At 63.0% G+C, this 12,473-nt stretch carries 12 protein-coding genes; 6 read left to right on the forward strand and 6 right to left on the reverse strand.

From position 1 onward, the window contains the following. Positions 1 to 69: 69 nt before the first annotated feature. Together G4D79_RS16900 and G4D79_RS16905 are read left to right on the forward strand one after the other, a co-directional pair. Positions 70 to 1,461, forward strand: a complete 1,392-nt coding sequence (locus tag G4D79_RS16900; protein ID WP_003944491.1) for a glycine--tRNA ligase — start codon at positions 70 to 72, stop codon at positions 1,459 to 1,461. A gap of 94 nt (positions 1,462 to 1,555) precedes the next feature. Then, positions 1,556 to 2,137 carry a dihydrofolate reductase family protein gene (locus G4D79_RS16905; RefSeq protein ID WP_118602591.1) on the forward strand — a complete coding sequence of 194 codons (582 nt, stop codon included), beginning with the start codon at positions 1,556 to 1,558 and terminating at the stop codon, positions 2,135 to 2,137. Here G4D79_RS16905 and G4D79_RS16910 read toward each other — a convergent pair. Both G4D79_RS16910 and G4D79_RS16915 read right to left on the reverse strand, forming a co-directional pair. After that, positions 2,112 to 2,618: a MepB family protein gene (locus tag G4D79_RS16910; RefSeq protein ID WP_083059202.1), complete on the reverse strand. Its 507-nt coding sequence runs from the start codon at positions 2,616 to 2,618 to the stop codon at positions 2,112 to 2,114. The genes G4D79_RS16905 and G4D79_RS16910 overlap by 26 nt on opposite strands. A 48-nt stretch (positions 2,619 to 2,666) precedes the next feature. Continuing rightward, entirely contained in the window at positions 2,667 to 3,032 is a 366-nt protein-coding gene (locus G4D79_RS16915; RefSeq protein WP_118602594.1) for a nuclear transport factor 2 family protein, read from the reverse strand. A gap of 138 nt (positions 3,033 to 3,170) precedes the next feature. Between G4D79_RS16915 and G4D79_RS16920 the strand changes: the two genes are divergently transcribed. After that, positions 3,171 to 3,977 carry a helix-turn-helix domain-containing protein gene (locus tag G4D79_RS16920; RefSeq protein WP_042924110.1) on the forward strand — a complete coding sequence of 269 codons (807 nt, stop codon included), beginning with the start codon at positions 3,171 to 3,173 and terminating at the stop codon, positions 3,975 to 3,977. On the opposite strand, the gene G4D79_RS16925 is transcribed toward G4D79_RS16920, so the two are convergent. Further along, on the reverse strand, positions 3,952 to 4,689 hold the full coding sequence (locus tag G4D79_RS16925; RefSeq protein ID WP_003944487.1) for a polyprenol monophosphomannose synthase: 738 nt from the start codon (positions 4,687 to 4,689) through the stop codon (positions 3,952 to 3,954). The genes G4D79_RS16920 and G4D79_RS16925 overlap by 26 nt on opposite strands. A 99-nt stretch (positions 4,690 to 4,788) precedes the next feature. After that, complete coding sequence (locus G4D79_RS16930) at positions 4,789 to 6,855, reverse strand: TPM domain-containing protein (protein WP_214514258.1); 2,067 nt, start codon at positions 6,853 to 6,855, stop codon at positions 4,789 to 4,791. A gap of 180 nt (positions 6,856 to 7,035) precedes the next feature. On the opposite strand from G4D79_RS16930, the gene G4D79_RS16935 reads away from it, so the two are divergent. Next, positions 7,036 to 7,614 carry a YdcF family protein gene (locus G4D79_RS16935; protein ID WP_128638009.1) on the forward strand — a complete coding sequence of 193 codons (579 nt, stop codon included), beginning with the start codon at positions 7,036 to 7,038 and terminating at the stop codon, positions 7,612 to 7,614. 5 nt (positions 7,615 to 7,619) lie between these two features. Further along, on the forward strand, positions 7,620 to 8,918 hold the full coding sequence (locus G4D79_RS16940; RefSeq protein ID WP_003941643.1) for a deoxyguanosinetriphosphate triphosphohydrolase: 1,299 nt from the start codon (positions 7,620 to 7,622) through the stop codon (positions 8,916 to 8,918). A gap of 13 nt (positions 8,919 to 8,931) precedes the next feature. On the opposite strand, the gene G4D79_RS34555 is transcribed toward G4D79_RS16940, so the two are convergent. Continuing rightward, positions 8,932 to 9,525, reverse strand: a complete 594-nt coding sequence (locus G4D79_RS34555) for a serine/threonine protein kinase (RefSeq protein ID WP_250887534.1) — start codon at positions 9,523 to 9,525, stop codon at positions 8,932 to 8,934. Further along, a complete protein-coding gene (locus G4D79_RS34560) occupies positions 9,522 to 10,469 on the reverse strand; it encodes a serine/threonine-protein kinase (RefSeq protein ID WP_374223436.1) in 948 nt (315 codons plus the stop codon). The genes G4D79_RS34555 and G4D79_RS34560 overlap by 4 nt, the downstream gene beginning before the upstream one ends. 84 nt (positions 10,470 to 10,553) lie before the next feature. Here G4D79_RS34560 and dnaG point away from each other — a divergent pair, with 84 nt between their 5' ends. Continuing rightward, positions 10,554 to 12,473: a DNA primase gene (gene dnaG / locus G4D79_RS16950; protein WP_030536590.1), complete on the forward strand. Its 1,920-nt coding sequence runs from the start codon at positions 10,554 to 10,556 to the stop codon at positions 12,471 to 12,473.

The raw sequence follows: 12,473 nt of genomic DNA on the forward strand, positions 1-12,473 counted from the left end.
CCAGATAGGCTGATGGTGCGAAAAGCGCACGAAAATCATGCATCTATTACCCAGATGGAGAGCAATCGAGTGGCACCCAAGTCCAAGATCGAAGCCGTTGTCAATCTCGCCAAGCGGCGAGGCCTGGTCTACCCGTGCGGTGAGATCTACGGCGGTACCAAGTCCGCATGGGACTACGGCCCATTGGGTGTCGAGCTCAAGGAGAACATCAAGCGCCAGTGGTGGCGCAACATGGTCACCAGCCGCGAGGACGTTGTCGGCCTCGACTCGTCGGTGATTCTGCCCCGCGAGGTGTGGGTCGCGTCCGGTCACGTCGGTGTCTTCAACGACCCGCTCGTCGAGTGCCTCAACTGTCACAAGCGTCACCGTCAGGATCACCTGCAGGAGGCGTACGCGGAGAAGAAGAAGCTCGACAACCCGGACGACGTCTCGATGGATGTCATCGGTTGTCCCGATTGCGGCACCGTCGGCCAGTGGACCGAGCCGCGCGACTTCAACATGATGCTCAAGACGTACCTCGGCCCCGTCGAGAGCGAAGAGGGCATGCACTACCTTCGCCCCGAGACCGCACAGGGCATCTTCGTGAACTTCGCCAACGTGCTGACCACCTCGCGGAAGAAGCCGCCGTTCGGCATCGGCCAGATCGGCAAGAGCTTCCGCAACGAGATCACCCCCGGCAACTTCATCTTCCGCACCCGTGAGTTCGAGCAGATGGAGATGGAATTCTTCGTCAAGCCGGGCGAGGACGAGCAGTGGCATCAGTACTGGATCGACTACCGCCTTGACTGGTACACCGGCCTCGGTATCAACAAGGACAACCTGCGTCTGTACGAGCATGCGCCGGAAAAGCTTTCGCACTACTCGAAGGGCACGACCGACATCGAGTACCGCTTCCACTTCCAGGGCAGCGAATGGGGCGAGCTCGAAGGTATCGCGAACCGTACCGACTTCGATCTCTCGACGCACTCCAAGCACTCGGGCACCGAGCTGAACTACTACGACCAGACGACGGGCGAGCGGTACACGCCGTACGTCATCGAGCCGGCGGCCGGTCTCACGCGTTCGCTGATGGCCTTCCTGGTCGACGCCTACACCGAGGACGAGGCGCCCAACTCCAAGGGCGGCGTCGACAAGCGCACAGTGCTCCGCCTGGATCGTCGACTCGCTCCCGTCAAGGCTGCCGTTCTGCCGCTCTCGCGTAACGCGGACCTGACGCCGAAGGCCAAAGATCTTGCAGCGCAGCTGCGTCAGAATTGGAACGTCGAGTTCGACGACGCCGGCGCCATCGGTCGTCGTTACCGTCGCCAGGACGAGATCGGCACACCGTTCTGCATCACGGTCGACTTCGACACTCTCGAAGACCAGGCTGTGACGGTGCGTGAGCGTGACTCCATGGCGCAGGAACGCGTCGCCCTCGATCAGGTGGAAAGCTACCTGGCCGCACGGCTGATCGGCTCCTGATTCTCGTTCGAAGCTGACGGGCGGTCCTTCTCAATCGAGAAGGACCGCCCGTTTTCTCTTTCCCCGATGGTCCTTCAGGCGCAGGATCGAAGTTATGAGAAAACTCAGCGTGACCAACAGCGTGACTCTCGACGGTGTCATGCAGGCACCTGGTGGGCCGGACGAGGACCGTCGTGGCGGATTCGAGCACGGTGGGTGGGCAGCACCCTTCAACGATTCCGTCATGGCGCAGAAGATGGGGGAGGGGATGGCGAAGAAATCGGAGTTGCTGTTCGGCCGCAGAACGTACGAAAACTTCGCCTCGTACTGGCCGTTTCAGACCGACAATCCGTTCACCGAGGTGCTCGACAACACGCAGAAATACGTAGTTTCAAGAACTTTGGGTGAACCGCTGCCGTGGAAGAACTCGACCTTGTTGAAAGGTGATGCCGCCGACGCGGTCGCCACGCTCAAGGAAAGTGAGGGCCCGGATCTGGTGATTCTGGGCAGCGGCGACTTGATCACGTCCTTGGCCGAGCGACGTCTCGTCGACACCTACACTCTGCTGATACATCCGCTGGTTCTCGGAACCGGGCGCAGATTGTTCCCCGACGGAGCTGCGCTCGCTCAGTTCACCCTCACCGACAGCGTCCCCACGACAACAGGCGTCATCATCGCGACGTATCAGTTGAGCTGAACGCAGTTGAGCTGAACGCAGTTGAGCTGAACACAGTCGAGCTGAGTACATCAGGGAACTCGCCGAAATGCCGAATCTGCCAGCGCTGAGTTCTGACTGCTTGCGCGCTGGTCGGCGTAACCCAGGGCGCATAGACCCGGACAGCGCGCTTACCGCCGGAGAAGTTCGTCGAGACGATGTCGTGTTCGACGAGGGTTTCGACGGGAAAGACGAAGTGCCCCGAATGCTCTTCGTCGTATACCTTCACCACGAACAGCATCACGCGGTCGCCGATGTCGAAGGGGCGGATGGGCCCGGCCTCAGAACGGCGCCACAGTGTGACGAACTGACCGAGCTTGGTCGGCGTCGTCTTGGCGGTTCGATAGACGGTGGGAAGGCCGTTGACGGTCAGCGTGTGAGCGTCGTACTCAGCACCCTCGGACTCGGGAATCGGTGTGGACCAGGTAAATCCGTCGGCGTTCATCGGCACCGATGATGCCACGAACCACCGACAACCTTCGTGACGAACGCTGTCGGTGGTAGTCCCGATTCAGGCCGAAGGCACCTTGTCGAGAAACCCGAGGACAAGCGTCACCCGGCCGTCGTCGTCGCGTTCGAGTACGTCGAATCCGTCGATCAGTGACTCGGCCCCCGACGGGCCGAGAGCCCAACCGAATCGGGCCTGTCGGTGATGCGCGTCCACAGGTCCGACGAGGGTGAAGTGCATGCCCGGAAATTGTTGCTGCACAGCGTCGATCATCGCGTCGATCTGATCGTGTCCGGTGACGTCCGCGAGCGGATCGGTGTAGCGACCGCCGGGTGCGAACAATTGCTCGACCCGTGCTTTACGGGCGGTGGTATCGGTTTCGTTCCACATGTCGATGTAGGCGTCGGCGATTGCGTCGAAGTCGCTCATGGTCGCTCCCTTGATCAGTTTCCGGTGGTGAATGTCCGGCGGCCTCGCCGGCTGAGACCACTGTTCCTCCGAAACTGCGTCGGGTCGATTACCTCTGAGGTCATGGCCTCGGCTACCTCGGGTCGCTAACTTGAAAGAATGACCTTCGAGACGATGGACGTGGGCTCCGAACTCAAGCGGTGGCGGGAGCGGCGAAGGCTCACTCAGTTGGGACTCTCGGCGGCGGCAGGAGTGTCGACCAGGCATCTGAGCTTCATCGAAACCGGCCGCTCCAAGCCGAGCCGGGACATGATTCTTCACCTGTCCGAATGTCTGGATGTTCCTCTACGACAACAGAACACGCTTCTGCTGGCAAGTGGCCACGCGCCGGAGTACTCGCAGAAGTCGTTGGCAGAAGCGCCGATGTCAGCGGTGAGTGAGGCCATCGATCGCATCATCGACGCGCATGACCCGTATCCGGCCGTGGTGGTCGATCAGCAGTGGGAGATGGTCGCCGGGAACCAGGCCGTGGGAATTTTGACCGCGGGCGCCGCTGATTTCCTCCTGGAACCACCGGTGAACGTATTGCGTCTGAGCTTGCATCCCGAGGGCATGGCGCCGCGGATCGTGAACCTCGCGCAGTGGCGGGCCCACCTGCTCACAAGGCTGGCTCGGGAAGTGGAGGTCAGTGCGGATGCGCAGCTGTCGTCGTTGCTCGACGAGCTGCGCGCCTATCCCAGCGGCGGAGACTGGCACGACGACCGCGCGAATTCCCTGCTGGTTCCGTTGCGTCTACGCGTCGGCGATACCGAACTGGCGATGTTCAGCACCACCACAGTGTTCGGTACGCCGCGCGACGTCACGCTCGCAGAGATTGCGATCGAATCGTTCTACCCGTCGGACACGCAGACGGCCGACTACTTTCGATCGGCCGCCGAGGTCACAGGGACTTCTTGCCGAACTTGAGCTTCCACGGCACCAGTGCAGACTCCAACTGAACCGAGAGACTCATCTTGGAGACGCCTTCGGTGCGCTCCTCGAAGCGGATGGGCGTTTCGGCGATCTTCATGCCGCGCTGAACAACTCGGTAGTTCATCTCGACCTGGAACGCGTAGCCGTTGCTCTGCACCGATTCGACGTCGATGTCGCGCAAGGTCTTTGCATGCCACGCCTTGAAGCCGGCGGTCGCATCCTTGACGTGCAGTCGCAGAATAGCGTTGACGTAGAAGTTCGCCCAGGCGGACAAAGCCTTGCGGTGCCACGGCCAGTCGCCGGCGACTGCGCCGCCTTCGACATAGCGGGAGCCGAGAACGACTGCCGCATCGGTAGTGGTGAGGATCTCGATCATGGCGGGGATCGCCTCGGACGGGTGCGAGAGATCTGCGTCCATCTGAATGACGATGTCTGCGTTCTCCGCCAGAGCCCGGCTCATGCCCGCGACGTAAGCACGGCCGAGTCCGTCCTTGACCGTGCGGTGAAGCACTCCGACCGGGATGGGACCGTCGATACCCAACTTGTCCGCAACCTCACCCGTGCCGTCGGGGGAGTTGTCATCCACCACGAGGACGTGCAGATTCGGGATCTTCAACGCGGCGAGGCGATCGACGAGCTTTGGCAGGTTCTCACGCTCGTTGTATGTAGGTACAACGACGGTTATCTGCGGGGCGACGCTTTCCATAACACCTTCGTATGATCTGTGATCCCGACTTGCCGGATGAAGCGTACGACGAGTGCGGTCGTGAACAAAGTAGGGATTTTACTACCTCGACGGGATCCGTCAGAACCGGCCGCCGCCGCCTCGACTGGTTCGGCCGCCGCCCCCGCCGCCGAAACCACCGCCGCCGCCACCGCGACCGGAGCGTCCGCTGCTGCTCGGTCCGCCGTACGAGCGGGGCCCGCCGCCACCTCGCAGAATGCTGTTGATCAGGATGCCGCCGAGGATCGCTCCCGTCGCATCGCCGCCGCCACCGCGGGGTCGTTGGTTTGCTTCCCAGGTGTTGACGTCGTTCTGCGCGGCGCGAAGTGAGTGCGTCGCCAAGGTGGTCGCGGCCTGGGCGTGTTGCAGTGCCTTCGACGGATCCGAGGTCTGCAATTGCTGGGCCGCCTGCAGGTGCCGCTGAGCCTCGGCGTAGCGAGTGCGCGCCTCCGCCCCGATCGCGCCGCGCCTGGTTCCGAGGAAGTCGCCTGCAGCGGTCACCTGAGCCTGTGCGGCCAGAATGTCCTGGGCGAGGCGCTGCTGTGCACGTTCGAGCTGCTGCTTCTGCTCCTGAGCGTCGGCAAGAAGCGCGTCGAGTTGGGCGTCGGCTGCGACGATCTGGTTGAAGGCTGTCAGCGGATCGCTGTCCTTCGACGTCTGAGCATTCGCCAACGCTGCCTGGGCTGCGGCCTTCGCGTCCGCCAACTTCTGCCCGCCTTGCGCCAGGTAAGCGTCCGCAGCGGTGATGCCCTGCTGGACGTCGTCCATCGCGGACGGAAGTGTCGCGATGGCGTTTCGGATGTCGTCGGCGGCGTGATCGACGCCGTCGAGTAGTTTGCGTGCCTGATCGAGGGCGGCTTCGGCCGTGCGAATCGCAGTGACGGCAGCGCCTTGCTTACCGGCCGGCAGTGCCGTCGCGTCTCGTCCTTCCTCGATCGACTTCTCGGCGAGCGTCAGGCGCTCACTCGCCATCGTGACGTTGTTCACGACCGATGCCAGCGTCGGCGCGGGGAATTGATCCTTCAATTTGGTCAGAATCGCCTCGGATTCGGGCAAGCGCACGCTGAGAGAAACAACACTCTGCGTCAACGCATCGAGGCGGGCGGGGGCGTTGATGAGAAGGTCGCGTAGTCCGTCGAATTCCTCGACGCGAGCTTCGAGTTCTTGGTCGGCTCGACCGCACGAGGAAATGATGTCGATCAGCATCTGTCGGCGTTGATCGGGAGTTTCCGGGATGGCGTCGTCGAGTCGCTGCCTGATCGCGAAGGCTTCGGCGAGGGTGGCCTTGGCCTTGTCGAATGCTGCCGAGAAGGGTGCGACGGCGGAATCTCCGAACTCGCTGCGGGCCAGATCGAGCTCCTCCTGGCTGCCGGCGATCGCGTTGTCCGTCTCGACGAGGATCTCCTTCGCGCGTTCGTCGAGCGTCGGCAGCGGGAGTGCGTTGAGGCTGGCGATGTCGTCGGGGGAGATGTTCTTCGCGGCTTCGACGCTTGCCTTGTTCTTGTCGTTCTTGCGCTTACGTGAGTACAGGACCACACCGCCCGTCCCGACCACCACAGCGCCGCCCGCGATGAGGAGTGTTCCGACTCCCATTCCGCCGCTCGTGTTGTTCGCGTCGCCGAGTGCGCCGGCTGCGGCAATTGCCGCGCCGGTCCAATCATCCTCGGCAAGAGCCGGTTCCACCGCGTCGGTATTGATCGATTCGATGTCGGAATCCGTGATGTTGCTCAGCTCAGCGGGCACATCGAGGTAGTAAGCACGCTCTGCCGTGGCAACTGCAAGCAGGACGGACTTCGTGCTCAGCGTCGACTTCGTGGCTGTCTGCTGTGCCCACGCCTGGCCACCCAGGTTGTTGAAATCGGGGACGAACGCGACCCACAGATCGATCTGGTGGTCCTCGCCGAGTTGATCGATCGCGGCTTGTATGTCGCTGCGTTGCCCGGAATCGAGGACCCCGGAGGTGTCGGTGATGTGATTCGGCAACACCATCGGGGCGTCTGCCGAGGCGAGCGCAGGACTGAAGACGAGCGCCAGCAGAGCGAAAATCGCAGCGACGGCGGCGGCGCTTCCCCGACGCCGAACGGGTCGGGTGATTGTCCGACTCTGCTCTACCGAGGACAACTGCGAGAAGTGTGGTGCGAGGGCCATGACGCAAATCTATCCGTTGTGGCGCGTCGGCATCGGAGGTGATCGCCGCGAACTGGCAGAATTGCGGGAGTGAAACCTGCTTTCGGTAACCGCCCCCACGACCCATCACCCTCACGGGCGGGCGGCTTCGGGGCAGGATTGGCTCGCTGGACGCGCCGACTGATCGCCGGTGCCGTGTTGATGGCCGTGGTTCTGGTCGGGGGTACTGCGTTCCGGGTGTGGCAGGTGGCGCGCATCGACGACACGCGGCCGGCCGACGCGATAGTCGTTCTGGGCGCGGCTCAGTATTCCGGCACTCCGTCATCCGTCTTCGAGGCCCGACTCGAGCAGGCGTACAAGCTGTACAAGCGCGGAGTGGCTCCGCAGATCATCACTGTCGGCGGTAAACAAGAAGGCGACGAGTACACCGAAGCGGCGTCGGGAAAGATGTATCTGACCGATCGCGGAATTCCTTCGAGTGCGATCACCGCGGTGGAGACCGGTTCGGACACACTGCTCAGCATCGACGCAGTCAGTGCCGAGATGTCCTCGCAGGGAATCAATTCCGCTGTCCTGGTCAGTGACCCGTGGCACTCCTTGCGAACGCGGACGATGGCCCGCGACACAGGACTCCAGGCGTGGACCGCACCTACTCGTCAGGGCCCGGCTGTCTTCACCCGCGAATCCCAGTTGCACGGAATCGCTCGCGAAACCGGCGCGCTGCTCTGGTATCAGCTCACGCACTTCTCGGCAGACTTCCCCTACACGGCAGGGCAATAGAGACCATGACAGCTCACACCACCTACGGAGGCGGCACCTACTCCGAACACGACCTCGAACGTCGTGTCGTCGAGGCGCCGAAGCGAGCGGGGTTGCCGGGTTCGCAGATCGCAGCGGCGCAGCATCGTTCGGACTTCTCGCGAGATCGGGCGCGTGTCCAACACTCCGCGGCTTTGCGGCGCTTGGCCGACAAGACCCAGGTTGTCGGCCCGCGCGACGGTGACACACCTCGCACGCGGTTGACGCACTCGATGGAGGTCGCACAGATCGGGCGAGGGATCGCCGACGGACTCGGTTGCGATCCGGACCTGGTGGACCTCGCCGGTCTCGCGCACGACATCGGGCACCCACCGTACGGTCACAACGGCGAGAAGGCCCTCGACGAAGTCGCCAAGGACTGCGGAGGTTTCGAGGGCAATGCGCAGAATCTGCGGATCTTGACCAGCCTCGAACCCAAGATCCTGCGCCCCGACGGTCTGAGCGCAGGCCTCAATCTCACCAGGGCGTCACTCGACGCAGCCATCAAGTATCCCTGGACACGCCCTGAGCCCGGCGCGAAGTTCGGGGCATACGACGACGACGCAGAGGTGCTCGCCTGGGTTCGCGAGGGAGCGCCCGAGCGACGGCAATGCCTGGAAGCTCAGGTCATGGACTGGGCCGACGACATCGCCTATTCCGTGCACGACGTGGAGGACGGGGTGATCGCAGGCCGCATCGACCTTCGCTCGCTTGCCGATCCGTCCGAGCAGCGCGCACTGGCAGAGCTCGGGGCCTCCGAGTTTCGCGGATTGGTAGTCGACGATCTGATCGAAGCCGCCCAACGGCTGTCCGAACTCCCCGTCGTACGCGGGGTCGGAAGTTTCGACGGAACGCTAGGGAGTTCCGTCGCATTGAAGAATCTGACGAGTGAATTGGTGGGACGCTTCGCCACCGCGGCGATCGCCAGCACCCGGCTGACACACGGTGACCGACCCCTCTCGCGCTATCAAGCCGACCTCGACATACCCGAGGCCGTCGCATCCGAGGTGGCGTTGCTCAAGACCGTGGCGCTGTACTACGTGATGTCCGACGCCGGACACAAGGCGCGCCAGGATCGGCAGCGTGATCGTGTTCATCGCGTCGCGGAATGGCTGCTGGCAACTGCGCCGGCCGGGCTCGATCCGATCCTGCTGCCCGCGTGGGAACGCGCCGCGGACGACGGTGCCCGGGTCCGGGTGGTGGTGGATCAGATCGCGTCGTACACGGAGAGTCGGCTGGAACGGGTGGACAAAGCGAGCCTGGGCGCGCAGGCCAGCTGGGGCTGAGCCACTTACGCCCTCAGCAAGTCATCCGCGTCGACGGGTCGGTAGTGGTATCGAGCCACTTGCCGTAAGCGTCGCCACCTGCTGCGCGAACGTCCTTGCAGATCTTCGACTCGGTGTTCCCGGATTCGCGATACACCGTGTAGATCGCCGTCCCCGAATCGGAGACTTGACGCAGTGACGGGCAGGACTGGTCTGTGCGTAGGTATTTCGAGCCGGGGAACGCGTCGAGGTAGTTCTGGATCTCGCTGGCGTACGTTGCCGGATCGGTGGCATTGGCCAACACCACGATTCCGGTTCCTTTGCACGAAGGGACGGTGATCGGCTTGCTCACCCCGAGATCGCCGTTCTTCGTGGCGGAGTTCGGCGCCCGCGTGGTCGTGGTTGCCTGCTGTCCGGCGGTGGGTAGCGGCTCGAGCATCGGCGTTCTGACCGGATCCTGAATGGGTGCCAGTGCCGACGTGGCGGTGGAAGCTGCTGCAGCGGTTGGTGATTCGGGGCCCGAATTCCCCAGCGTCACCCAGGCCGCTGTGCCTCCTGCGGCCAGAACGAGTGCAATTCCAGCCGCACCGATCGCGATCGGTGCTCGGTTTCGCTTGGTCTTTGTCACGATGTGCGTGTAGTTCCCGTGAGCGGGATTCGCCGTGGTGTAGGTGGGCTGCCCGACGATCGTGGGTTGCAATCCGCCGGCGGCACCGGGGTGTGGGTCGTAGAGAGGGCCTGCCGCGCTTGGAGTGCGAGCGCTCCCGTAGTCGGATAGCGGTGTGCGGGATCCTTTGCCATGCCGCGAGCCACGACGGCGTCAAGGCCTTGCGGGAGCGACGGAACCGCCAGTGTGGGGCGCGGCGGCGGAGCGTTCAGGTGCGAATTGACGAGATGGCCGATGCTTGTGGTGTTGAAAGGCGTTGTTCCGGTGAGGGACTGGTAGAGAACACAAGCCAGGGAATAGACATCCGCTGCGGCCGTCGGCGTTTCGATTCCGAACCGCTCCGGCGCCATGTATGCATACGAACCGACTGCGCTTCCCTCGGTGGTGATCTTCGTGTCCGTCTGTGAGTATGCGATTCCGAAGTCGACGAGGTAGGCGAAGCCGTTGTTCGTGAGAATGATGTTGTCTGGTTTGACGTCACGATGGATGAGCCCGCGGGCATGGGCGGCGTCCAACGCCGACGCGATTTGCGAGACGATGTCGACGGCTCGTACAGGCGTGAGTCGGCCGAATTCGGTCAACTGGGCTCGCAACGTATGACCTTCGACCAATCGCATGTCGATGAAGAGAACTCCGTCGATCTCGCCCCAGTCGTGCACCGGGATCACGTGCGGTTCGTTCAGGGCGGCGGTGGTGCGAGATTCTCGGCGGAAACGAGCTTGGAATGACGGGTCGGCCGCAAGCTCTCGATGGAGCAACTTGAGTGCGACCAGGCGATCCTTCGAGGTGTCGTACGCCTCGTACACTTCACCCATTCCGCCTCGGCCGAGGAGGCTACGCAACTCGTACACGCCGAATCGGGTTCCTGATCGCCCTTCGTGCGCGCTCGAGGCGTTTTCAGTCATCGTCGGTCCCATCGCTGCGGTGCAGAGTCGGCCATCAACATATCGTTGTCAGGAGGTGCCGGGCGACCGCCTAGACTGATGTACGTGGCGGGCCGAATTTCTGACAGAGACATCGCGGCCATTCGCGAACGCACTCGCATCGAGGACATCGTCGGTGAATACGTTTCACTCAAGCGTGCCGGTGGCGATTCGATCAAAGGTCTGTGTCCCTTTCACGACGAGAAGTCGCCGTCGTTCCATGTGCGACCCAACCACGGCCTCTACCACTGCTTCGGCTGCGGTGAGGGTGGTGACGTGTACTCGTTCCTGCAGAAGATGGATCACATCAGCTTCGTAGAGGCCGTCGAGCAGTTGGCGGATCGACTCAGCTACACGATTTCGTACGAGGGCGGCGGACCGTCCGTTCAGCGCGATCGCGGCACCCGTGCACGCTTGATCGCAGCAAACGCTGCGGCTCAGGAGTTCTACGCCGCTCGTCTGCGCGAACCCGATGCCCAGGCGGCTCGCGACTACCTCACCGAGCGAAACTTCGACGGTGCCGCGGCCTTGCAGTTCGGGTGTGGATACGCGCCAGAAGGTTGGGACACTCTCACAAAACACTTGATGTCCAAGGGCTTCGAGTTCAAGGAACTAGAAGCAGCCGGGCTGTCCAAAGAAGGCCGGCGAGGTCCGATCGACCGGTTCCATCGCCGACTTCTGTGGCCGATCCGCAGCGTCGCCGGTGACGTCATCGGCTTCGGTGCCCGCAAGCTCTTCGACGACGACACCATGCCGGGTAAGTACGTCAACACGCCGGAAACGATTCTCTACAAGAAGTCTCAGGTCTTGTTCGGCTTGGACCTCGCCAAGCGCGACATCGCCAAGGGGCACCAGGCGGTAGTCGTCGAGGGTTACACCGACGTTATGGCGATGCATTTGGCCGGCGTCAAGACCGCCGTCGCTTCGTGCGGGACCGCCTTCGGTGAGGAGCACCTTGCGATGCTCCGCCGACTCCTGATGGACGACAGCTACTTTCGCGGTGAAATCATCTACACCTTCGACGGTGATGCCGCGGGGCAGGCCGCTGCGATGAAGGCGTTCGAGGGTGATCAAAAGATGGCCGGGCAGACGTTCGTCGCCGTCGCGCCCGACGGAATGGACCCGTGCGATCTGCGACTGAAGTCTGGTGACGCCGCCGTTCGCGACCTCGTGGCACGGCGCACTCCGATGTTCGAGTTCGTGGTGAAGTCCATCCTCACCGAACACGATCTGGAGACCGCTGAAGGTCGTGTCGAGGCACTGCGTCGTACCGTGCCCGTCGTTGCGCAGATCAAGGAATCAACTCTGCGCGACAGCTACGCGAATCTGTTGTGCGGATGGGTCGGTTGGGACGATCTTCCGTCGGTTCGACGACGCGTGCGTGACGAAGCTCGCAAACGGGCGTCGACGCGCGGATCGTCACCGGCGCCCAAGCGTCGTCAGGTTGTCGACCAACCTGCTGCCGATGCGCTTGCGCTGCCGATCGGAATCTCCAGGCCCCGGCCCAACGATCCCGCGCTCTCGACGCAGCGAGCTGTCCTCAAGGCCGCATTGCAGCACCCTGGCATCGCCGGCAGTGTCTTCGACTCGTTGCCGCCCGAGACGTTCACCCACCCCGCCTACGTTGTCATCAGACAGGCAATGGCTGACGCCGGTGGAACGAGCAAGGGACTCGGCGGCGCCGAGTGGATCGAAGTCGTCACCAAGGGCGTCGAAGACATGACGGTGGCCTCGGTTGTATCTGAGCTGGCCGTCGAACCGATGCCGTGTGACGAAGACACGGTTCCGCGCTACATCAACGGAGTGCTCGCACGACTGCAGGAAGCGTGGGTGGGCGAGCAGGTTGCCGACCTCAAATCCAAGCTTCAGCGCGTTTCACCTGCTGCAGCCCCCGAGGAGTACAACTCACTGTTCGGCGACCTCGTGGCGCTGGAGCAGTATCGCCGACAGCTGCGTGAGCAGGCTGTCGGCGACCAAAGCGTCTGA

This window comes from Rhodococcus sp. WY5 (assembly GCF_018588185.1).
GTDB lineage: Bacteria > Actinomycetota > Actinomycetes > Mycobacteriales > Mycobacteriaceae > Rhodococcus_F > Rhodococcus_F qingshengii.